This window comes from Agromyces albus (assembly GCF_004134825.1).
Lineage (GTDB): Bacteria > Actinomycetota > Actinomycetes > Actinomycetales > Microbacteriaceae > Agromyces > Agromyces albus.
Genome location: NZ_SDPN01000015.1, coordinates 35,665 through 55,275, shown reverse-complemented (window position 1 = coordinate 55,275; position 19,611 = coordinate 35,665). Strand labels below are relative to the sequence as shown.

Annotated in this window: 24 protein-coding genes, 2 tRNA genes and 1 riboswitch; of the genes, 14 read left to right on the top strand and 12 right to left on the bottom strand. The window is 69.3% G+C overall.

What is annotated here, in order from left to right; translation table 11 throughout:
- From ESP51_RS09970 to ESP51_RS09940, 7 genes are all read left to right on the top strand, one after another.
- Positions 1 to 1,305: a DNA polymerase IV gene (locus tag ESP51_RS09970; RefSeq protein WP_129520755.1), complete on the top strand. Its 1,305-nt coding sequence runs from the start codon at positions 1 to 3 to the stop codon at positions 1,303 to 1,305.
- Between the two features lie 30 nt (positions 1,306 to 1,335).
- Entirely contained in the window at positions 1,336 to 1,668 is a 333-nt protein-coding gene (locus ESP51_RS09965; RefSeq protein ID WP_129520754.1) for a hypothetical protein, read from the top strand.
- A 104-nt stretch (positions 1,669 to 1,772) separates the two neighbouring features.
- A riboswitch (TPP riboswitch) is annotated at positions 1,773 to 1,882 on the top strand.
- Between the two features lie 36 nt (positions 1,883 to 1,918).
- Complete coding sequence (locus tag ESP51_RS09960) at positions 1,919 to 2,548, top strand: ECF transporter S component (protein ID WP_129520753.1); 630 nt, start codon at positions 1,919 to 1,921, stop codon at positions 2,546 to 2,548.
- Between the two features lies 1 nt (position 2,549).
- Positions 2,550 to 4,106 carry an ABC transporter ATP-binding protein gene (locus tag ESP51_RS09955; protein WP_129520752.1) on the top strand — a complete coding sequence of 519 codons (1,557 nt, stop codon included), beginning with the start codon at positions 2,550 to 2,552 and terminating at the stop codon, positions 4,104 to 4,106.
- Positions 4,103 to 4,882, top strand: coding sequence for an energy-coupling factor transporter transmembrane component T family protein (locus tag ESP51_RS09950; protein ID WP_129520751.1), 780 nt, complete (start codon positions 4,103 to 4,105; stop codon positions 4,880 to 4,882). Before ESP51_RS09955 ends, ESP51_RS09950 begins: the two co-directional genes overlap by 4 nt.
- Complete coding sequence (locus ESP51_RS09945) at positions 4,869 to 5,585, top strand: nucleoside/nucleotide kinase family protein (protein ID WP_129520750.1); 717 nt, start codon at positions 4,869 to 4,871, stop codon at positions 5,583 to 5,585. The genes ESP51_RS09950 and ESP51_RS09945 overlap by 14 nt, the downstream gene beginning before the upstream one ends.
- A 16-nt stretch (positions 5,586 to 5,601) precedes the next feature.
- Positions 5,602 to 5,859, top strand: coding sequence for a hypothetical protein (locus tag ESP51_RS09940; protein WP_129520749.1), 258 nt, complete (start codon positions 5,602 to 5,604; stop codon positions 5,857 to 5,859).
- Between the two features lie 48 nt (positions 5,860 to 5,907).
- Here ESP51_RS09940 and ESP51_RS09935 read toward each other — a convergent pair whose 3' ends face one another.
- From ESP51_RS09935 to orn, 4 genes are all read right to left on the bottom strand, one after another.
- Positions 5,908 to 7,170 (bottom strand): serine hydrolase family protein, encoded by a 1,263-nt coding sequence (locus ESP51_RS09935; RefSeq protein WP_129520748.1) that lies wholly within the window; start codon positions 7,168 to 7,170, stop codon positions 5,908 to 5,910.
- Positions 7,171 to 7,194: 24 nt separating this feature from the next.
- Complete coding sequence (locus tag ESP51_RS09930; RefSeq protein WP_129520747.1) at positions 7,195 to 7,542, bottom strand: metallopeptidase family protein; 348 nt, start codon at positions 7,540 to 7,542, stop codon at positions 7,195 to 7,197.
- A gap of 49 nt (positions 7,543 to 7,591) precedes the next feature.
- Positions 7,592 to 7,667: transfer RNA gene (locus ESP51_RS09925), tRNA-His, on the bottom strand.
- A 43-nt stretch (positions 7,668 to 7,710) separates the two neighbouring features.
- Entirely contained in the window at positions 7,711 to 8,331 is a 621-nt protein-coding gene (gene orn / locus ESP51_RS09920; RefSeq protein WP_129520746.1) for an oligoribonuclease, read from the bottom strand.
- A 76-nt stretch (positions 8,332 to 8,407) separates the two neighbouring features.
- On the opposite strand from orn, the gene ESP51_RS09915 reads away from it, so the two are divergent.
- On the top strand, positions 8,408 to 9,016 hold the full coding sequence (locus ESP51_RS09915) for a nucleoside/nucleotide kinase family protein (protein ID WP_129520745.1): 609 nt from the start codon (positions 8,408 to 8,410) through the stop codon (positions 9,014 to 9,016).
- A gap of 28 nt (positions 9,017 to 9,044) precedes the next feature.
- Here the strand turns inward: ESP51_RS09915 and ESP51_RS09910 are convergent.
- Both ESP51_RS09910 and ESP51_RS09905 read right to left on the bottom strand, forming a co-directional pair.
- Positions 9,045 to 9,117: transfer RNA gene (locus ESP51_RS09910), tRNA-Arg, on the bottom strand.
- Positions 9,118 to 9,148: 31 nt separating this feature from the next.
- On the bottom strand, positions 9,149 to 10,369 hold the full coding sequence (locus ESP51_RS09905; RefSeq protein WP_129520744.1) for a cation:proton antiporter: 1,221 nt from the start codon (positions 10,367 to 10,369) through the stop codon (positions 9,149 to 9,151).
- 136 nt (positions 10,370 to 10,505) lie between these two features.
- On the opposite strand from ESP51_RS09905, the gene nadE reads away from it, so the two are divergent.
- Complete coding sequence (gene nadE / locus ESP51_RS09900; RefSeq protein ID WP_129520743.1) at positions 10,506 to 11,327, top strand: ammonia-dependent NAD(+) synthetase; 822 nt, start codon at positions 10,506 to 10,508, stop codon at positions 11,325 to 11,327.
- Positions 11,328 to 11,362: 35 nt separating this feature from the next.
- On the opposite strand, the gene ESP51_RS09895 is transcribed toward nadE, so the two are convergent.
- From ESP51_RS09895 to ESP51_RS09885, 3 genes are all read right to left on the bottom strand, one after another.
- Complete coding sequence (locus ESP51_RS09895) at positions 11,363 to 12,007, bottom strand: hypothetical protein (protein WP_129520742.1); 645 nt, start codon at positions 12,005 to 12,007, stop codon at positions 11,363 to 11,365.
- Positions 12,008 to 12,080: 73 nt separating this feature from the next.
- On the bottom strand, positions 12,081 to 12,335 hold the full coding sequence (locus tag ESP51_RS09890; RefSeq protein ID WP_129520741.1) for a hypothetical protein: 255 nt from the start codon (positions 12,333 to 12,335) through the stop codon (positions 12,081 to 12,083).
- 132 nt (positions 12,336 to 12,467) lie between these two features.
- Positions 12,468 to 13,475: an aldo/keto reductase gene (locus ESP51_RS09885; protein WP_129520740.1), complete on the bottom strand. Its 1,008-nt coding sequence runs from the start codon at positions 13,473 to 13,475 to the stop codon at positions 12,468 to 12,470.
- Between the two features lie 17 nt (positions 13,476 to 13,492).
- On the opposite strand from ESP51_RS09885, the gene msrA reads away from it, so the two are divergent.
- From msrA to ESP51_RS09860, 5 genes are all read left to right on the top strand, one after another.
- Positions 13,493 to 14,017, top strand: a complete 525-nt coding sequence (gene msrA / locus ESP51_RS09880) for a peptide-methionine (S)-S-oxide reductase MsrA (protein ID WP_129520739.1) — start codon at positions 13,493 to 13,495, stop codon at positions 14,015 to 14,017.
- 181 nt (positions 14,018 to 14,198) lie between these two features.
- Positions 14,199 to 14,753, top strand: coding sequence for a single-stranded DNA-binding protein (gene ssb / locus ESP51_RS09875; RefSeq protein WP_129520738.1), 555 nt, complete (start codon positions 14,199 to 14,201; stop codon positions 14,751 to 14,753).
- A gap of 123 nt (positions 14,754 to 14,876) precedes the next feature.
- The gene (locus ESP51_RS09870) at positions 14,877 to 15,329 is read left to right on the top strand and encodes a DUF6993 domain-containing protein (RefSeq protein WP_241843094.1); all 453 of its coding nucleotides are present in this window, start codon (positions 14,877 to 14,879) and stop codon (positions 15,327 to 15,329) included.
- Between the two features lie 63 nt (positions 15,330 to 15,392).
- Positions 15,393 to 17,075, top strand: a complete 1,683-nt coding sequence (ettA, locus tag ESP51_RS09865; RefSeq protein ID WP_129520736.1) for an energy-dependent translational throttle protein EttA — start codon at positions 15,393 to 15,395, stop codon at positions 17,073 to 17,075.
- A gap of 1 nt (position 17,076) precedes the next feature.
- Positions 17,077 to 17,553 (top strand): acyl-CoA thioesterase, encoded by a 477-nt coding sequence (locus ESP51_RS09860; RefSeq protein WP_129520735.1) that lies wholly within the window; start codon positions 17,077 to 17,079, stop codon positions 17,551 to 17,553.
- A 3-nt stretch (positions 17,554 to 17,556) separates the two neighbouring features.
- Here the strand turns inward: ESP51_RS09860 and ESP51_RS09855 are convergent, their stop codons facing one another.
- From ESP51_RS09855 to ESP51_RS09845, 3 genes are all read right to left on the bottom strand, one after another.
- On the bottom strand, positions 17,557 to 18,087 hold the full coding sequence (locus ESP51_RS09855; protein WP_129520734.1) for a hypothetical protein: 531 nt from the start codon (positions 18,085 to 18,087) through the stop codon (positions 17,557 to 17,559).
- A gap of 2 nt (positions 18,088 to 18,089) precedes the next feature.
- Positions 18,090 to 18,587, bottom strand: a complete 498-nt coding sequence (locus tag ESP51_RS09850) for a Rieske (2Fe-2S) protein (protein WP_129520733.1) — start codon at positions 18,585 to 18,587, stop codon at positions 18,090 to 18,092.
- Positions 18,588 to 18,688: 101 nt separating this feature from the next.
- The gene (locus tag ESP51_RS09845; RefSeq protein WP_129520732.1) at positions 18,689 to 19,570 is read right to left on the bottom strand and encodes an acyl-CoA thioesterase; all 882 of its coding nucleotides are present in this window, start codon (positions 19,568 to 19,570) and stop codon (positions 18,689 to 18,691) included.
- Positions 19,571 to 19,611 lie beyond the last annotated feature (41 nt).

Sequence of the window (19,611 nt, the reverse complement as noted above, 5' to 3'; positions counted from 1 at the left end):
ATGAGCAAGCAAGACGGCTCGTCGCGTCAGGTCACGACGGGTCCCGTCGACGACTCGGCGACGCCGATCCTGCACGTCGACATGGACGCCTTCTTCGTCTCGGTCGAGCTCCTCACCCGCCCCGAGTTGCGCGGCAAGCCCGTGCTCGTCGGTGGCACCGCCGGTCGCGGCGTCGTGGCCGCCGCGAGCTATGAGGCGCGTCGATTCGGCGTGAACTCCGCGATGCCCATGTCGATCGCGTTGCAGCGCTGCCCGAACGCCATCGTGCTCCGCGGTGACTACGCGAGCTACGCGAAGTACTCCAAGCAGGTCATGGCGATCTTCGAGCAGCTCACGCCACTGGTCGAGCCGCTCTCCATCGACGAGGCGTTCCTCGACGTGTCAGGGGCCAGGCGCCTGCACGGCAGTCCGGCCGAGATCGCGTGGACCATCCGTGAGCGCGTGCGCGCAGAGACCGGGCTCACCTGCTCTGTCGGGGTCGCGGCGACCAAGTACGTCGCGAAGGTCGCCTCGAGTCGCGCGAAGCCCGACGGCATGCTCGTCGTACCGGCCGCCGACACGGTCGCCTTCCTGCATCCGCTGCCGGTGTCGGCGCTGTGGGGCGTCGGCCGGGTCACCGAGGAGTCGCTCCTCAGGCTCGGGCTCCGCACCGTGGGCGACGTCGCCACGATGCCGCACGACGCACTCGTGCGCGCGGTCGGCCCGGCGCTCGCATCGAGGCTCGAGCGGCTCGCGAACGGCATCGATCCGCGCGACGTGCACACGACTCGCGTCGAGAAGAGCATCGGCCACGAGAACACGTTCGGCTACGACCTCACCGATCCCGTCGACATCCGCCGCGAGCTGCTCCGTCTCGCCGACAACGTCGGTGTGCGGCTGCGCAAGGCCGGTCTCGTCGGCCGCACCGTGGTGCTGAAGCTCCGATACGGCGACTTCCGCACGGTCACGCGGTCGCGCACGCTGGCCGAGCCCACCGATGTCGCGCGCCGCATCTACGACGAGGCATCCGAAGCGCTCACCGAGCTCATCGGCGACGGGCAGCGCATTCGGCTCATCGGCGTGCGCGCCGAGCACCTGCAGGTGTCGGGCAGCGGCGCGATGCTGTGGGATCCAGACGAGGAGTGGCGCGACGCCGAGCGCACGATCGACGAGGTCACGGCGAAGTTCGGCAAGGGGTCGGTGCGTCCGGCGACCCTCGTCCGCCGCAGAGGCGAGCGGGGCGAGCGGGGCGAGGCACGCGGTGAGCAGTCGCGAGCCGGTGGTGACGACGACGCGGCGACCGCGGCGGCGGGGTGGGGCTGGTAGGCCGAGGCATCCGCGAGTAGCGTTGCCCGCATGGCTGAACTCGTACTGGAACTCGCAGAGACCGTTTCCGGCGTCGGCGTCAAGACGTCTTACGGCGAGACACTCGACATCGACGGCACCAAGGTGGTTCCGGTGGCGCTCGGCTACTACGGCTTCGGCGGCGGTGGCGGGAGCGATGAGAAAGGCGACCAGGGCAGCGGCGGCGGAGGAGGCGGCGTCTCCATTCCGATCGGCGCATACATCGGTCGTGGAGGCGACGTGCGCTTCGAGCCGAACCTCATCGGGCTGATGCTCGTCGCGACACCACTCATCTGGGTGACGGGCAAGGCCCTGAAGGTGGTCATCCGCGCGCTCAAGCGCTGACCGCTCGCGGAGCCGAGCCCCGCATCGTTGCCGCGTCGTGTTGTGGCATGGCGTCATCCAGGCTGCCGGTCGTCGCAAGTCGGCGAACCCTGCAGCGTATACTCGATGTCGAACACGGGAGTCCGGTGAGCCGGGCTGAGAGGAAGGTTCTCAACCTTCGACCGTCGAACCTGATCTGGGTAATGCCAGCGCAGGGAGGGCATCACATCTCAATCCCGTGCCTCTTTCCACGAATCGAAAGGGCACGACAGTGCACGCAACCGTCACCACATCCGAATCCGCCATCACCACCGGCGGTCGCCGCTTCCGCTGGCGCGTCGTCGACATCGTCGTCGCGAGCATCATCGGCGTCGCAGTCGGCGTCATCTTCTGGGCTTGGGGCGTCGCCTGGGGCCCGGTCTCGGCACCGATCGAGGCACTGCTGCCGGGGCTCCAGGCAGCTCCCGCAGGTGTCTGGCTGATCGCCGGCGTGCTCGGCGCGCTCATCATCCGCAAGCCGGGTGCCGCGCTCTACACCGAGCTCGTCGCCGCGGTCGTCTCCTCGCTCATCGGCAGCCAGTGGGGCGGTCTTCTCACGATCGAGGCCGGGCTCGTGCAGGGCCTCGGCGCCGAGATCGTCTTCGCGCTGTTCCTGTACCGCTATTGGCGCCTGCCGGTCGCGCTCCTCGCGGGCGCGGCCGCCGGGCTCGCTATGGCGATCAACGACCTCGTGCTCTGGTACGCGGGCGCCGCACCCGCCTTCGCCGTGATCTACACCGCCTCGGCGATCGTTGGCGGCGCGATCATCGCCGGCGGACTGTCCTGGCTCGCTGCACGCGGACTCGCCCGGTCGGGCGCGCTCGGCCGCTTCGCCGCAGGCCGCGAGATCCGAGCGTCCTGACATGCGCATCGGCGAATCCGTCGCCGATTCCCGCCCGGTCGAGATCCAGGCGCGGCGCTGGGGCTGGCGGCACGGAGGCCGGCGCGAGGCCGCGATCGCCGGTCTCGACCTGCGCATCGCGCCGGGGGAGCGGGTGCTCCTGCTCGGGGCATCCGGCTCCGGCAAGTCCACGCTGTTGCACGGGCTCGCCGGAGTGCTCGGTGGTGACGAAGACGGCGAGTCGAGGGGCGAGCTGCTCATCGACGGGCGACCGCCCGAGGCATCCCGTGGCCGATCGGGACTCGTACTGCAAGACCCCGACAGCCAGCTCATCATGGCGCGGCTCGGCGACGACGTCGCATTCGGTCTCGAGAACCTCGGCGTGCCCGCCGACGCGATCTGGCCGAGGGTCGCCGACGCACTCGATGCGGTCGGCTTGCGGCTGCCGCATCAGCACTCCACGGCGAATCTCTCGGGTGGGCAACGGCAGCGGCTTGCGCTCGCCGGCGTGCTCGCGATGCGGCCGGGGCTGATCCTGCTCGACGAGCCGACGGCGAACCTCGATCCCGACGGCGTGCGAGAGGTGCGCGACGCGGTGGCGCGGGTCGCCGAGGAGAGCGGCGCGACCCTCGTCGTCATCGAGCACCGAGTCTCGGTGTGGCTTCCGGTCGTCGATCGCGTGGTCGTGCTGGGGCAGGGCGGCCGGCTCATCGCCGACGGTCGGCCTGCTGACGTGCTCGACGATCGCGCCGGAGAACTGCGTGCAGCCGGCGTCTGGCTGCCGACGGATGTCCCGTGGCGCGCCCACGCGCCCGCCCCGACGTCCGCTGAGCATCTCATGACCGCCGCGGCACTCGCTGTCGCGCGAGTTCCGGGCGACCCGGTGCAGCGCGGCATCGACACGCGCGTGGATGCCGGCCGCATCCTCGCTGTCACCGGGCCGAACGGCGCGGGCAAGTCGACGCTCGCGCTCACCCTCGCCGGCCTCGTGAGGCCCGACGCCGGCGAGCTCGCCGCGGGCGTGGCCCTCGCCGGCGACCTCGGCTCCGAGCCGTGGAGGTGGCGTTCGCGCGACCTGCTCACGCGTATCGGCACGGTCTTCCAGAACCCCGAGCACCAGTTCCTGACGGGGAGCGTGCGCGCCGAGCTCGAGGTGGGGCCGCGGGCACTCAAGTTGTCGCCGCGCGAGCGCACGGCACGGGTCGATCGGCTGCTCGCCGCACTTCGCCTCGACCCGCTCGCCGACGCGAACCCGTTCACCCTCTCGGGAGGCGAGAAGCGCCGGCTGTCGGTGGCGACGGTGCTGGCGAGCCGTCCGCGCATGCTCGTGCTCGATGAGCCGACGTTCGGTCAGGACGCGAACACCTGGCGCGAGCTCGCCCGCCTGATCGTCGAGCTCCGCGATGAGGGCGTCGGCGTCGTGGCGGTCACGCATGACGAGACCTTCGTCGAAGCAGTCGCCGACACGCGTCTTGTGCTCGCCGCTCCGCCCGATGACGGCGATGAGCGCGCCGGCACTTCTCCTGCGCGGCACGGTGATCGCGCTGCGCACGGCACGCAACGCGGGGTTCGCGCATGAGCATCGGCATGGTGCGTCCCGATCTGCCGCTCGCCGCCGTCAATCCGGTCGCGAAGGTCGCCGCGACGATCCCGCTCAGCATCGCGCTCGTGCTCACACTCGACCCGGTCTCGGCGGGGGTGGCGATCGTGTGCGAGCTGATCGTGTTCATGGCGATCGGGCTCGGGTCGCTGCTCTGGTCGCCGCGCACGCTTCCCGTGTGGATCGCAGCTCCGCTCACGGGCCTCAGCATGGTGCTCTACGGCGCGCCCTCCGGTGCGACGTTCTGGGAGTTCGGCCTCATCCACATCAGCGAAGGATCGCTCGAGATCGGCCTCGCGACCATGACGCGCGTGATCGCGATCGCGTTGCCCGCGGTCGTGCTCTTCCTCACGATCGATCCGACCGACTTCGCCGACGGCCTCGCGCAGACGCTCCGGTTGCCGGCGCGATTCGTGCTCGGCGCCCTGGCCGCACTCCGGCTCGTCGGATCGAGCATCGACGACTGGCGCACCCTCGCGCTCGCGCGTCGTGCACGAGGAGTGGCCGACCGCGGCGTCATCCGTCGCTCCCTCGGCCAGGCCTTCGCGCTGCTCGTGCTCGCCATCCGCCGCGGCAGTACTCTCGCCACGGCGATGGAGGCGCGCGGATTCGGGGCTTCCGCCGAGCGCACGTGGGCGCGCCGTGTGCACTTCGGCGGCACCGAGTGGGTGGTGATCGTGGTCGGATGCCTCGTGGCAGCAATATCGGTCACCGCCGCAGTGGTCACGGGAAGCTGGAACCTTGTCTGGTCGTGACCGGTCGGCGCGTGCGCTCGATCGGGCCGCCGACCCTGCTCCCGCCACGTCCGTCGCCCAGAGCCCCGAGGCCGAGCGCGCGGACCTCGAGTCCGAGCCGATCGTCGCGGCCTCCGCTGTGCGCGGCATCCTCGCCGCAGTACGGGGCCGCCGCGCGCCGATCGTGCTCATCGACGGGCCGAGCGGCGCGGGCAAGAGCACACTCGCGGATGCCGTGCTCGACCGCTGGCCGGGCCCGGCGCCGTCCCTGGTTCGCCTCGACGACGCATACCGTGGCTGGAACGGGCTGGCTCGCGCCGGATCCGACCTCTCCCGAACACTCGTTCCGCCCCTGCGCCGCGGCAGTGTCGGTCGCTGGACCCGCTGGGACTGGGTGGCCGATGCTCCGGGCGCCCTCGAACGACGACGTCCCGGCCGTGCGCTCATCATCGAAGGGTGCGGGGCGTTCGAGGCGGGTGCGCTCGCGTCCGATGCGGTGCACGTGTGGGTGGCGGCGCCAGATGCCCTCCGCAAGCGTCGTGCACTCGAACGCGACGGCGGCCTCTACGACCCGTTCTGGGCCGTCTGGGAGCGGCAGTGGCGGCGATACGTGCATCGCACCGTACCCGAGCGGCGGGCCTCGATCCACGTGCGCCGCACCGATGACGGGCGCCTGGAGCCGGCATCTGCGCAGAGCGCGCCGTCTGCCGCCGCACGCGCGTGAGGGATACGGTAGTCACATGAGTGCAGACACCGCAGGTGCGCAGTATGTCGCGGAGTTCCTCGATGGGCCGCTCGAGGGCGAGTTCGAGCACCGCGTGCTCGTCGGCGGCAAGCCCGAGTCACGAGTCGGCATGTTCGCCGCGGTCGACGGCCTCGAGTCGGTGTTCTGGTACGACGCCGTCGAGCAGCGCGAGGTGAACGGCCAGCTTCGCGTGCGTTTCCGCTTCGACGCCGACGACTCAGATCCGGTGGAGTCCGACGACGAGAACGACTGAGGCATCCGGCGCAGCATGAGGCCTGCGCAGGCCGAATCGGATTCCAGTTCACCTCTCCTGGTCGGCGACGAACGCCGAGATGAGCTCGACCGGGTGGCTCAGGCGCCACAACGGCCCGGGATCGCGGATGTCAGCGCTGAGCTCGAGCGGTGACGCGATCTCGCCCGTGGCGGTCGGCACCGCAGCGCGGCCCACGTCGCGGCCCTTCGCCGCCGTCGAGAACGGCTCCACAGTGACGGATGTCTCGCCGAGCGCGGTGCCCCAGGCGACCGCCGTGCGCGTGGTCGACGCCACGAGCTCACCGCGATCGCCCCATGGCGCCTCGACCTCGGCGTACGCAGTTCCCGAGGTGATCACGGTGATCGGTTGCGCCGCGACCTTCGTGGATTCGAGGGCGGCGAGCACGGCCGGGTCGAGCGTCTCGTAGTCGGGCATGCGGAGCATCGCGCCGACGATCCGCCGTGGTTCGTCGCCCTCTGCACCGGGAATCTCGGCGGTGAAGAGCAAGCAGAGGCCGGCTTGATCGGTGAAGCTGCGGGAGATCGAGCGCACGCCGTCGCCTTCGAGGTGCGCGGCGATGTCGGGCACGTTCCGGGTGCCCGGGGTGGGGGTCGGGGTCGCCGACCCATCGAAGATCTCGGCGATCTCGGGGTCGGCGAGGGCGAGAGCCACGAGGCGAGTGAGCTCTTCGGCCGTGCCGACGTTGTCGCCCGAGAGCCCAGTGGCGTCATCGACCCGGGTGGACTCGAAGCCGTTCTCGGCAAGCCACTCGTTCGCCGCCGCGACGTACGGCTCCACGCCGCCGAACGCCCAGCGCACGAGCGTGTCGGCGTGATTGTTGCTCGACGCGAGCAGCACGGCCCGCACGACGTCGCGCTCCGTCCAGGTCTCACCGGGCGACACCTGCAGGGCGCGCGAGCCCTCGCCCGAGTACTTCAGGTAGTCGGTGTAGTCGGCCGGACCGATGGGGATGCCGGGTCCGGCGCCCTCAGCGGGCAGGGGTAGCGATTCGAGGGTGGCGAGCACTGCCACGAGCTTCGCCGCTCCGCCGACCGGCACCACGCCCGCCTCGCCGCCGAGGGCGAGCGTCTTGGCCGAGCCGTCGTCGGCGATCACCGCGAGCGCGTTGGCGCCGGTGCCGGGCAGCACGATGGGAGCGGGGGGTTCGCCGGCGGCATCCGCGGCTCCTTCGACCTTCACCGTGACGTCGGGGAGGGGGCCGAGGAGCATCGCCGGGCCGTAGACCCCGATGCCGAGAATCGCGAGCGCGCCGACGATGATGCCGACGATGCGGCCGGGGGCGAGGCTCATGGAATCAGCGTATCCCGAGCGTCGTCATGCCCAGCCCAGCTCGTGCAGGCGGGCGTCGTCGATGCCGTAGAAGTGCGCGATCTCGTGCACGAGGGTGACGTGGATCTCCTCGCGCAGTTGCTCCTCATCGCTCGAGATCGCGAGCAGCGGCTCACGGTAGAGCACGATGCGGTCGGGGGTCTCGCCGAAGCCGTAGCGATCGCGTTCGGTGAGCGCCCAGCCGTCGTAGAGCCCGAGCAGGTCGAGGGTGCCGTCTTCGGGGCGATCCTCGACGACGAAGACGACGTTCTCGAGTCCGTCGACCATGTCATCGGGCAATTCGTCGAGCTCGTCGACGACGATCGCTTCGAAGGCCTCGGCATCGAGTTCCACGACAGCTCCGATCGAGGCCAACGGGATCAGGCAACTGACTAGGGGAAATTGGGGTGAGTAACGGGGCTTGAACCCGCGACCTCCTGGACCACAACCAGGCGCTCTACCGACTGAGCTATACCCACCATGTGACGACCACCGGAGTGATCAGGCAACTCAAAGAGACTACTACAACTTGCTGTCGAACTCGTCCACCACAGAGGTCGCGAGCGCCTGGAGGTCTTGGCTGGTGGGACCGGGGGCCGCCACGAAGAGCGCGCGACGGTAGTATTCGAGCTCGCGGATCGACTCGAGGATGTCGGCGAGGGCGCGGTGACCGCCGTTCTTGGCGGGGGAGTTGAAGTACGCACGCGGGTACCAGCGCTTCGCGAGCTCCTTGATCGACGACACGTCGACGTTGCGATAGTGCAGGTGCGCATCGAGGCGCGGCATGTACTTCGTGAGGAACGCGCGGTCGGTGCCGATCGAGTTGCCGGCGAGCGGCGCCTTCTGCTCGTCGGGCACATGCTTCAACACGTACTCGAGCACCTCGTACTCCGCCTCGGCCACGCTCACACCGTTGGGGATCTCCTCGATGAGGCCGGACTCGGTGTGCATCGTGCGCACGAATTCGCCCATCGACTCGAGCGCGCTCGCATCGGGCTTGATCACGATGCTGAGTCCCGCGTCGACGGGAGTCAGGTCGTAGTCGGTGATGACGACCGCGATCTCGACGAGCTCATCGACATCGAGGTCGAGGCCGGTCATTTCGCAGTCGATCCAGACCAGTCGGTCGCTCGGTGATGCCATGCGGTGAGTCTACCGGCGGGCTGCGACACCGTCCGACGGCGTGCGGTGCGCGTCATCCGGCTCATAGGCTGGCGTGGTGTCCACACTGGAAGACGTCGTGCAGGCGATCGAGGCGCTGCGACGCCAACGGTCGCGCATCGTGGTCGGTGTGTCGGGCTTCGGCGGCTCCGGCAAGTCCACGCTCACCCGGTTCCTGGTCTCCACCGTGCCGGCGATCGCCCGGATCCGGGGGGATGACTTCCTCGACCCTGATCGTTCGCATCGTCGTTCGGGTGAGTGGGACGGAGTCGAACGACGGCGTCTTCGCCGTGAGGTGCTCGACCCGTTCCGGGAGGGACGGGCTTCGGAGTTCCGGCGATTCGACTGGGAGCTCGGTGAACTCGGTGCACCCGAGCCGCTCCCCGCCGCCGAGGTGCTCGTCGTCGACGCCGTCGGATTGTTCCATCCCGAGCTGCACGGCGCGATCGACCTGCGGATCTGGGTCGATGTGGATCTCGAGACCGCGACGGCTCGCGGGAAGGAGCGCGACCGTGCGGCGGGCCACGATCATGATCACCTCTGGGACGACGTCTGGGGGCCGAACGAGCGCGACTTCATGTCGGCGTTCGATCCGCGGCGAACGGCCGACATGAGATACCAGCCGACGGATGCCGCCGCCGGTGTTCGCTCGCTCGATCGAGGCTGACGACGAGCCAGTGAGACGATTGCTGCGGTGCCCCCGGCAGGAATCGAACCTGCGACCGACAGATTAGAAGGCTGCTGCTCTATCCGCTGAGCTACGGGGGCCGGCATGGCCAGCATACCGGCCTCGGTCGGATCAGCCCGCAGTCGGCGTGCGGAGGTCGTCGACCGGAGGCCGGTCGGCGCCCCTCGATCGCCGCCGTCGCAAGGCGAGCGCGATGAGCGGGAACAGCAGCACCGAGAGCATGCCGGCGCCGACGAGGGCGGCGGCCGTGCCACTCGTGAGATATCCCTCATCGACGCCGATCGCCGAGACGGCCACGATGATCGGCAGCCCGGTCGCGCCGAAGAGCGCCGTCGCCGCGAGGTCGCGTCGGCTCGATCCGGGCGGTGCGGCGAGCATCGACGGAAGCCCGCGCACGACGAGGAACAGCACGAGGAAGATCGGCAGCAACACGAGGGTGCGCGCGTCGGCGAACAGTGCCGCCAGGTCGAAGGTCACCCCCGTGTTGATGAAGAAGACCGGCACGAGGAATCCGTATCCGAGCGCCTCGATCTTCGTCTCGACGATCTCGGCGTCATGCCGTGGAGCCCCCGTGAGCAGGATCCGGTAGAGCACACCGGCCGTGAATGCCCCGAGCAGCATGTCGAGGCCCAGCAGGATGCTGAGCGCGACGAGGGACAGCAGCACGAGCACCACGAGGCGCACCGCGAACTGCCCGCTCGTGTGCAGGGTCGCGGCGATGGTCGCGTGCATGCCCCGTCCGATGCCGCGCGAGGCGAGCCAGATCGCGAGTCCGGCGACCACCGCGAACGCGATGAGGAACCCTGCGGCGAGCAGCTCCGAACGACCGCTGAGGAACAGCGAGATCGCGAGGAGCGGCCCGAACTCGCCGACCGCGCCGAGCGCGATGACGGCGATGCCGAACGGAGTGCGCAGGTCGCCCGAGTCGCGCAGCACGGGCATGATCGTGCCGAGCGCCGTCGAGGTGAGGGCGATGCCGATGAAGACGGCGGCCGGGAGATTCGGCACCAGGAGTGCCGCGACGCCGATGCCGGCGGCGAGCGACATGAGCCATCCGATCGCGGCCCGAGAGATGGGCCTGCCGCGGATCGTACGGAAGTCGATCTCGTTGCCGGCGAGGAAGAAGAGCATCGCGAGACCGAAGTCGGCGAGGAGGCTCGTGAAGTCGTCGGGCTGGACCCAGCCCAGCAGGGCGGGTCCGAGCAGCAGGCCGAGCACGATCTCGAAGACCACGAGGGGAATCGCAACCCAGCGGCCGATCGCCCGCACGAGGAGCGGCGCTGCGACAGCGATCGCCGGCATGAGCACCATCGTGCCGAGGGACACCTCCACGCCGCGCCTCCTGCCGGCGCAGCGGTGTGCGCCTGCCGCGATGCTATCCGAGCCGCGCGGCTTGGCAGGGGAGGCGAGCGGATGCGGCAACGCGCCGTGTTTCGCCCAGGAAACATGCCAGCGGTATCGTCGTGACATGCGAGACCTGCAGTCGCGAATCATCGCGGAACTCAATGTCAGTCCGGTCATCGACCCAGCCGAGCAGGTTCGCTCGCGCATCGATTTCCTGAAGGCCTACGCGCGCACCACCGGTGCGAAGGGGTTCATCCTCGGCATCAGCGGCGGGCAGGACTCCTCCCTTGCCGGACGACTCTGCAAGCTCGCCGTCGATGAGCTCATCGCCGAAGGCGACGCTGCTCGCTTCGTCGCGGTGCGCTTGCCGTATGGGGTGCAGCACGACGAGGTCGACGCTCAGCTCGCCCTCGGCTTCGTCGAACCCCAGGAGACGGTCGTCTTCAACATCAAGCGCGGGGTCGACGGACTCCTCGAGGAGTTCCTCGAGGCCAACGGTGTCGCCCTCAGCGACTTCGGAAAGGGCAACGTCAAGGCGCGCATGCGGATGGTCTCGCAGTATGCACTCGCCGGTGAGGGCGCGTTGCTCGTGGTCGGCACCGATCACGCCGCAGAGGCGGTCACGGGGTTCTTCACGAAGTACGGCGACGGCGGAGCCGACATCCTGCCGCTGACGGGCCTCACCAAGCGGCAGGGCCGCGCCCTGCTCGAGTACCTCGGCGCCCCCGAACGGCTGTCTGTCAAGGTTCCGACCGCAGACCTGCTCGACGGCGACCCCGGCCAGGCCGACGAGGCGAACCTCGGCCTCACGTATCACGACATCGATGCGTACCTCGAGGGCCGCGAGATCGACCCGGGCGTCGCCGAACTCATCGAGGCGAGGTTCCTGCAGACGCGCCACAAGCGCGCGGTGCCCGTCTCGATGTTCGACGACTGGTGGATCTGAGACACGGCGACCCGTTGGTCAGGCTGCCGCTTTCGTCAGCGGGGTGACTCGGTCTCGAGGGTGCGCGTCGGCGCCGTCGATGAACCCGTGTTCTCGGCGACGCTCACGGGCGCGCGGTAGCGCTCGTGGTGCTGTTCGGCGACCCAGGCGTCTTGCTCCTCGATGGCGGCCTGCTCGGGCTCGGGCCGCTGCGAACGCCACCGGGTGAGATCGTTCTGGAACTGGCGGCGCGTGCGAGACGGATGCTTCTGCCATTCGATGAGTCGATCGCGGAATTCCACGACCGCCGGATCGAGCTGGTATCCGAACGTGGCGGAGGCGCGCTTCAACTCGTGGAGCTGGTGCGCAGCCCAGTTCGCCGCGACATCCGAGCCGCGAATCGGCAGCAGTCGCACGAGGATGTCGGCTTGACCGACGCTCCGATCGGCGAGCACTTGCTCTTGGGGAGTCAGTGAGTTCCACACCGAGGCTTCGGTCGCGGCATCGACCAGGGCGGAGATCGCAGCTGCCTTGACCTCGCGGTCGCGCTGGGCGACGACGCGTCTGATCGCGATGCTCGAGATCCAGGCGGCGAGGAGTCCGGCGGCGAGGACCGCGATGAACAGCACCACCGCCGAGAAGACCGTAGGACGGGCCGCGCTCGACGGGAGCCAGGAGAGAATGTCGTTCCACCACTGCATGGCCGTAGGTTATCCCGCGCTCGGCGCGGGCAACCCGAGCCGCCGCGGCGCGCCCCGTTTCGAGTTCACAGCGTCACCGGAAACACTCGGCGGCGTCGCGGGGAGACCAGAATTCACCGAGATCCATCGAGCGGATGGCGCCGGGCAGGAGGCGTCTCGCACGGTAGCGCTCGACACCGCCACCGGAATCGCGGCGCTCGATGTGCCCGAGCACTGTTCCCTCAGGCTTGGCGACGCGCCAGAGCCCGGGGCCTGCTGGTGAGATCAGGAGTCCGGGCAGGTCGATGGGGAACGGCTCGCGAGGTCGCGCGAGGGTGATGACGGACATGTCGCTCCTCTCGGCGCAGCCGGCCCTGCGGGTGTGCCACGAGAGTATGGGTGCCCACCGACATCCGCCCGCCGCTTTCGTAGCGAGCCGACCACGCCGAGCGCAGCGCCGCGATGCGGAAGTGAAGCCCGTTCAGCCGATCGCCGTGCCGTGCACCGCGTGCGGCTCGATGCGGGCGATCTCCTCTTCGGTGAGGGGCGGAGCGTCGAGGGCGGCGACGTTCTGCTCGAGCTGGTCGACGCTCGAGGCGCCGATGATCGCGCTCGCGACGAGCGGCTGCCGGAGCACCCAGTTGAGGGCGAGCTGTGCGAGGGTCTGCCCACGCTCGCGCGCGACGCCGTCGAGCGCTCGAGCGAGCTCGAGGTACTCCGAGCTGATGCGGTCGGCCGAGAGGAATCGGCTCGTCGCCGCTCGTGAGCCGGAGGGCACCTCGCCCGCGAGGTACCGATCGGTGAGGAGCCCCTGCGCGAGCGGTGAGAACACGATGCTCGCCGCGCCGACCTCCTCGAGTGCCGGGAAGAGGCCGTCTTCGACGTGCCGGTCGAACATCGAGTAGCGCGGCTGGTGGATGAGCAGCGGAACCCCTTCGGCCTCGAGGGCTGCCGCCGCCGCACGGGTCTGGTCGGGGGAGTAGTTCGAGATGCCGACGTAGAGGGCCTTGCCCTGGCGCACCGCGGTCGCGAGGGCGCCCATGGTCTCCTCGATGGGCGTCTCGGGGTCGGGCCTGTGCGAGTAGAAGATGTCGACATACTCGAGCCCGAGCCGGCCGAGGCTCTGGTCGAGCGACGCGAGCAGGTACTTGCGCGAGCCGAAGTCGCCGTACGGACCCGGCCACATGTCGTACCCGGCCTTCGACGAGATGATGAGCTCGTCACGGTAGGGCGCGAGATCGCTCGCGAGGATGCGCCCGAAGTTCTCCTCGGCGCTTCCGGCGGGCGGCCCGTAGTTGTTCGCGAGGTCGAAGTGCGTGATGCCGAGGTCGAAGGCGCGCTGCACGATCGCGCGCTGCGTGTCGAGCGGTCGGTCGTGGCCGAAGTTGTGCCATAGGCCGAGCGAGAGCGCCGGCAGCTTCAGGCCGCTTTGTCCGACGCGGTTGTACCGCATCCGTTCGTACCGTTCGGGGGAGGCGACATAGGTCATCCAGATACTCTAGAGCGATGGAAAGCTACGTTCTGGCCGGCGGTTGCTTCTGGTGTCTCGACGCCGTGTATCGCACGCTTCGGGGCGTCGACGAGGTGGTGTCGGGCTACACGGGCGGCCAGACCCTGCATCCCGACTACGAGGCCGTCTGCACCGGCACCACCGGTCATGCCGAGGCGGTGAGGGTCGAGTTCGACCCAGCGGTCATCCCGCGCGACGTGATCCTCGACGTGTTCTTCTCGCTGCACGACCCGACGCAGCTGAACCGCCAGGGGGCCGACGTGGGCACCCAGTATCGTTCGGCGATGTTCCCGGCGAACGACGAGCAGCGAGAGCGCTTCGAGCAGGCTCGCACACGGGCCGCCGAGTGGTGGCCCGGCGAGATCGTCACGACGATCGAGCCGCTCGGCGCCTTCCACGATGCCGAGGAGTACCACCAGGACTTCTTCGCCAAGAATCCCGGCCAGGGCTACTGCCTCGCCGTCGCGTTGCCGAAGGTCAACAAGATCCGTCGCTCGTACGCCGAGTACGTGCTCGCGTAGCCTCACTTCTCCTCCACAGCGCCGCCGAGCGACCGCGTGTGCACGAGAGCCCTCGATCGCGTCCGGCGCTGCGGCCTGCGCGTGATGCTGGTGCGACGCGGGTCCGGGGCGTCGTCCGGCACGAGGGCGCCCCGGATGCCGCGAGCCGTCGATTCCGCCGGCGTCGAACCGAGGAGTGCACATGACCGACACCATCACCGTCACCGGAGTCGTGGGAAGCGACCCGAAGCACCACGTCACGAGCCAGGGGCTCGCGATCACGTCCTTCCGCCTTGCGTCGACCCGGCGCTACTTCGACCGCAGCAAGGGCACGTGGGAAGACGGCGAGACCAATTGGTACACGGTCTCGGCGTTCCGCCAGCTCGCCTTCAACGCGAGCACCTCGATCGTTCGCGGCGAGCGCGTGGTCGTGCACGGGCGCTTGCGGCTGCGCGCCTGGGAGACGGGCGAGAAGTCGGGCACCGCCGTCGAGATCGAAGCCGACGCGATCGGTCACGACCTCACGTGGGGTGTCTCGACGTTCACCAAGGTGCGGCTCGCGCGTGCCTCCGAAGGGGGCGACGACGAGCGCGCCGGCGCAGCCGCGGGCGATGGAAGTGCATGGCCCGGCGTGGCCGGAACCGCTGCGGAGCCGGATGCCGACGCGGCCGGCGAGGAGGCGGCGACCGATGCAGCCGCGGCGCTCGAGCCGTTCGAGCCCGCCGGCGAGCTCGAATCCGCAGGAGTCGCCTCCTGATCGCGCTCGGCGCGGCCGCCCGGGCGCAGGTCGAGCACACCGCATAGACTCTGCTCGGGCGGTCGCCACCGCCGGACAAGGGGAACAATGGCTCGGCGAATCGGCATAACCGCGACTCTGGCGATGGCCGGAGTCGCGATCATCTTCGGTGTTGCCGGGTGCACGACGCAGGCGCCCGACCCGACGCCCACGCCCACGACGACGGCGCCGTCTGCGTCTCCCCGCCCCGAGCCGAGTGCACCACCGGCGCTGCGGCCCGAACTCTCGGCATCCGAGAACCTCGGTTTCTTCGATTCGGTGGGCATCGCCGTCGTCGCAGCGAACCCTGGGGCCGGCGGTCGTGACTTCATCGACGCCCTGGTCGCCGCCGGGTTCGACAAGTCGCAGATGCAAGTCACGGCCGATCGCACCACCGTCGACCTGCAAGCCGATTCGGTGCAATTCTCGGTGCTCTTCCAAGGCGAATGCCTCGTGGGCCAGTACGGGCCGAAATCGGGCGGCTACCACGGCGTGGTACGCCCGGTGCTCGGCACGGGCACCTGTCTCGTCGGCCAGACGCGCCCCATCGACTGGTAGGCGGATCGTCGACCTTACGTCTGGACGGGTCGCTCACGTGATCCCCATAGACTGGTAGGCGATATGGCGGATTACATTTACTCGATGGTGCGCGCCCGCAAAGCGGTCGGCGACAAGGTCATTCTCGACGACGTGACGATGGCGTTCCTGCCCGGAGCGAAGATCGGCGTCCTGGGCCCGAACGGTGCCGGTAAGTCCACGATCCTGAAGATCATGGCGGGGCTCGACCAGCCGTCCAACGGCGAGGCGAAGCTCACCCCCGGCTACTCGGTGGGCATCCTCATGCAGGAGCCCGTGCTCGACGAGACGAAGACCGTGCTCGAGAACGTGCAGGAGGGCGTCGGTCCGATCAAGGCGAAGCTCGACCGGTTCAACGAGATCTCACTCGCGATGGCCGATCCCGACGCCGACTTCGACGCGCTGCTCGCCGAGATGGGCGTCCTGCAAGAGGAGATCGACCACGCCGACGCGTGGGATCTCGACTCACAGCTCGAGCAGGCGATGGACGCGCTCCGCTGCCCGCCCGGCGACGAGCTCGTCGCCGTGCTCTCCGGCGGCGAGAAGCGTCGCGTGGCGCTCTGCCAGCTCCTGCTGCAGAAGCCCGACCTCCTGCTCCTCGACGAGCCCACGAACCACCTCGACGCCGAGAGCGTGCTCTGGCTCGAGCAGCACCTCGCGAAGTACCCCGGCGCCGTGCTCGCCGTCACCCACGACCGGTACTTCCTCGATCACGTCGCCGAGTGGATCTGCGAGGTCGACCGCGGTCGCCTCTACCCCTACGAGGGCAACTACTCCACCTATCTCGAGAAGAAGCACGAGCGGCTCGAGGTCCAGGGCAAGAAGGACGCGAAGCTCGCCAAACGCCTCTCCGCAGAGCTCGACTGGGTGCGCTCGAATGCCAAGGGCCGCCAGGCCAAGTCCAAGGCCCGTCTCGCGCGATACGAGGAGATGGCGGCCGAGGCCGATCGCACGAAGAAGCTCGACTTCGAGGAGATCCAGATTCCGCCGGGCCCGCGTCTCGGCGACATCGTGCTCGAGGCGAAGAACCTCGAGAAGGGCTTCGGCGAGCGAGTGCTCATCGACAACCTGAGCTTCTCGTTGCCGCGCAACGGCATCGTCGGCATCATCGGGCCGAACGGCGTCGGCAAGACCACGTTGTTCAAGACGATCGTGGGTCTCGAGCCGCTCGACGACGGCAAGCTCAAGGTCGGCGAGACGGTGAAGATCTCCTACGTCGACCAGAGCCGCGGCGGCATCGATCCGAAGAAGACCCTGTGGGAGGTCGTCTCCGACGGCCTCGACTACATCCAGGTCGGCAAGACCGAGGTGCCGTCGCGTGCCTACGTGTCGACGTTCGGCTTCAAGGGACCCGACCAGCAGAAGCCGGCCGGCGTGCTCTCGGGCGGTGAGCGCAACCGCCTGAACCTCGCGCTCACCCTGAAGCAGGGCGGCAACCTGCTGCTGCTCGACGAGCCCACGAACGACCTCGACGTCGAGACGCTGTCGAGCCTCGAGAACGCGCTGCTCGAGTTCCCCGGCTGCGCCGTGGTCATCACCCACGACCGGTGGTTCCTCGACCGCATCGCGACGCACATCCTCTCCTACGAGGGCACCGACGACGACCCGTCGAACTGGTATTGGTTCGAGGGCAACTTCGAGTCGTACGAGGCGAACAAGATCGAGCGTCTCGGCCCCGACGCGGCGAAGCCGCACCGGTCGGCGTACCGCAAGCTCACCAGGGACTGACATGCGCCTGCATGTGCCCACACCATTGCGGTGGTCCGATCTCGATGCGTACGGGCACGTGAACAACGCGCGCATGCTGAGCCTGCTCGAAGAGGCCCGCATCCAGGCCTTCTGGATCAGCGACGACACGTCGGAGCACGCGGTCGGCGCGAGCACCGCGGTGCTCGACGCGACGCCGGGCGCGAACACGATCACGCTCATCGCCCGGCAGGAGGTCGAGTACCTCGCGCCGATCCCATACCAGCGCCAACCGGTCGACATCGAGCTCTGGATCGGCCACATGGGCGGTGCGAGCCTCGACGTCTGCTACGAGGTGTACTCGCCCGACGGCAACTCCCCCCGGGTGCTCTACACGCGGGCCGTCACGACGATCGTGCTCGTCGACGCCGCCACCGAGCGTCCGCGGCGCATCGACGACCGTGAGCGCGCGGCGTGGCAGCCCTACCTCGGCGAGCCGATCGAGTTCCGCCGACGCTGAGCATCACTGCTCGAGCGGTTCGTCGCTGAACGACCCCTCCCACACGGCCCGGCTTCCGGCCTCACCGATCTGCACGAGCGTCCACGTCGAGCCCGCGGCGACCGCGATCGCCCCAACGGTGAGCAGAGCACCCACCGCGGTCCGGATGCCCCTGCCGAGCACCACATGCTGAGGCTGCGTTGCGCGCCGGGCGACGACCAGCTCCACCACCGCCCACGCAGCGGCCACCCCGGCGAGCACGAGGATCGTGATGAGCCACGGCACGATGTCCTCACCCTGCGCCGTGTGCTGTTGGATGAGCGGCGCCGGCGGCACTCTTTGCTCGAGCCACTTGCCCGCCTCAATCGTGAAGAGACCGAAGGGGAGGAGGGCGGCCGCGGCCAGGAGCACCGGAAGCCAGAGCACGCGTCGCGCCGCCGGCCACGCCGCGATGAGCACGAGGGCGAGAGCAGTGAGCGGCGTCGCCACGATGAGGAAATGCACGAGGAGCACGTGCAGCGGCAGACCCGCGAAGGTGTAGTCGAAGTCGCCCATGGTCAGGACGCCGCGACGATCCGGTCGCCCGCGACGGCGACGGCGATGGGTGAGAGCGGTTCGAGGGCGGGGCCTTGGATCACGTCGCCCGTCGCCGCGTCGAACATCGAACCGTGGCACGGGCAATGGAACTCCGCGCCGGCCGCGGCGACCGTGCACTTCTGGTGCGTGCAGATCGCGCTGAACGCGACGACCTGGCCTGCGGTCGGCTGCGCGAGGAGCGCCTTCTCTCCATCGATGATCGCATCGATGCTACCGCCGACCGGCACATCCGCGAGAGCGGCGACATCACCGCCGGCAGGCGGCGCGTCGGGCGCAGTGGTCGGTTCCACGGGCGCCTCGTCGGTGACCGTGGGCGGGGGAGTGGGCGTCGTCGTCGCGGTGGGCGCGCCATCGGGGGCATCCGTCGAGCACGCGGCGAGTGCGAGTGCACCCCCGATCGCGCCGACCGACCCGATGGTCAGTGCGGTGCGCCTCGTGATGTCGGTGGGATCGGTCATCGCAGGAACTCCTTCGCTGGAGTCGCTCGCGCAGTGTGCGCGCCCAATGCCCCAATTGTGGGCTATCCGAGCGAGCACATGCGGAATCCCACAGGATTTATTCAGTCGAATGCATCGAAACCCGGCACGCGCACCATGCCCTCTTGGGCGACGCTCGCGATGAGCACGCCCTGCCGCGTGTAGATGCGGCCGAGGGAGAGGCCGCGCCCGCCACTGGCGGAGGGCGATTCCTGCACGAACAGCAGCCACTCGTCGACGCGCGCGTCGCGGTGCCACCACATCGCGTGGTCGAGGCTCGCGACCTTGAGCCCCGGAGTCGCCCACGGCACGCCATGTGCGCGCAGCACGGGCTCGAGGATCGAGTAGTCGCTCGCGTAGGCGAGCGCGGCGCGATGCTGCTTCGGATCGTCGGAGAGACGACCGAAGGCCTTCATCCACACGGCCTGCCGCGGCATCCGCTCACCCTCGACTGAGAGGTAGATCGGCGAGGGGATGTGCCGCACGTCGAACGCCCGATCGTTCGACCAGTAGCGCGCGGCGTCGTGGTCGATGCCGCCGAGCACGTCGGCGGTCGACGGCAGGCTCTCGGGGTCGGGAATGTCGTCGGGCATGTCGACCTGATGCTCGATGCCCTCGTCGCCGTCTTGGAACGAGGCGATGAGCGAGAGGATGGGCACGCCGTGCTGGAAGGCCTGTGTGCGGCGAGTCGAGAAGGACCGTCCGTCGTGGATGCGGTCGACCGAGAAGGTGATCGGATGCTGCACATCGCCCGGTCGCAGGAAGTACCCGTGCATCGAGTGGATCGCACGGTCGCTGGGCACCGTGTGCATGGCGGCGACGAGCGACTGCGCGAGCACCTGCCCGCCGAAGACACGCCCGAGCGGCATCCATTGCGACGGCCCGGTGAAGATGTCTTCGGTGGTGCGAGCGCCGGTGTCGGTGAGGTGCAGGGTGCTCAGCAGGCCGTCGATGGGGCTGGTCATCGTTCCTCCGTGTCGGTTGGCAGGGGCCGCCCGATCGCCGG

Bases quoted from the DNA above. Each gene is read 5' to 3' on its own strand.
- ESP51_RS09950 (WP_129520751.1), top strand. From the start codon at position 4,103: ATGAGCATCGGCATGGTGCGTCCCGATCTGCCGCTCGCCGCCGTCAAT.
- ESP51_RS09895 (WP_129520742.1), bottom strand. From the start codon at position 12,007: ATGCAGTGGTGGAACGACATTCTCTCCTGGCTCCCGTCGAGCGCGGCC.
- ESP51_RS09955 (WP_129520752.1), top strand. From the start codon at position 2,550: ATGCGCATCGGCGAATCCGTCGCCGATTCCCGCCCGGTCGAGATCCAG.
- ESP51_RS09860 (WP_129520735.1), top strand. From the start codon at position 17,077: ATGCGCCTGCATGTGCCCACACCATTGCGGTGGTCCGATCTCGATGCG.
- msrA (WP_129520739.1), top strand. From the start codon at position 13,493: ATGGAAAGCTACGTTCTGGCCGGCGGTTGCTTCTGGTGTCTCGACGCC.
- ESP51_RS09850 (WP_129520733.1), bottom strand. From the start codon at position 18,587: ATGACCGATCCCACCGACATCACGAGGCGCACCGCACTGACCATCGGG.
- ESP51_RS09890 (WP_129520741.1), bottom strand. From the start codon at position 12,335: ATGTCCGTCATCACCCTCGCGCGACCTCGCGAGCCGTTCCCCATCGAC.
- ESP51_RS09885 (WP_129520740.1), bottom strand. From the start codon at position 13,475: ATGACCTATGTCGCCTCCCCCGAACGGTACGAACGGATGCGGTACAAC.
- orn (WP_129520746.1), bottom strand. From the start codon at position 8,331: ATGGCATCACCGAGCGACCGACTGGTCTGGATCGACTGCGAAATGACC.
- ESP51_RS09855 (WP_129520734.1), bottom strand. From the start codon at position 18,087: ATGGGCGACTTCGACTACACCTTCGCGGGTCTGCCGCTGCACGTGCTC.
- ESP51_RS09935 (WP_129520748.1), bottom strand. From the start codon at position 7,170: ATGAGCCTCGCCCCCGGCCGCATCGTCGGCATCATCGTCGGCGCGCTC.
- ettA (WP_129520736.1), top strand. From the start codon at position 15,393: ATGGCGGATTACATTTACTCGATGGTGCGCGCCCGCAAAGCGGTCGGC.
- ESP51_RS09940 (WP_129520749.1), top strand. From the start codon at position 5,602: ATGAGTGCAGACACCGCAGGTGCGCAGTATGTCGCGGAGTTCCTCGAT.
- ESP51_RS09845 (WP_129520732.1), bottom strand. From the start codon at position 19,570: ATGACCAGCCCCATCGACGGCCTGCTGAGCACCCTGCACCTCACCGAC.
- ssb (WP_129520738.1), top strand. From the start codon at position 14,199: ATGACCGACACCATCACCGTCACCGGAGTCGTGGGAAGCGACCCGAAG.
- nadE (WP_129520743.1), top strand. From the start codon at position 10,506: ATGCGAGACCTGCAGTCGCGAATCATCGCGGAACTCAATGTCAGTCCG.
- ESP51_RS09870 (WP_241843094.1), top strand. From the start codon at position 14,877: ATGGCCGGAGTCGCGATCATCTTCGGTGTTGCCGGGTGCACGACGCAG.
- ESP51_RS09965 (WP_129520754.1), top strand. From the start codon at position 1,336: ATGGCTGAACTCGTACTGGAACTCGCAGAGACCGTTTCCGGCGTCGGC.
- ESP51_RS09970 (WP_129520755.1), top strand. From the start codon at position 1: ATGAGCAAGCAAGACGGCTCGTCGCGTCAGGTCACGACGGGTCCCGTC.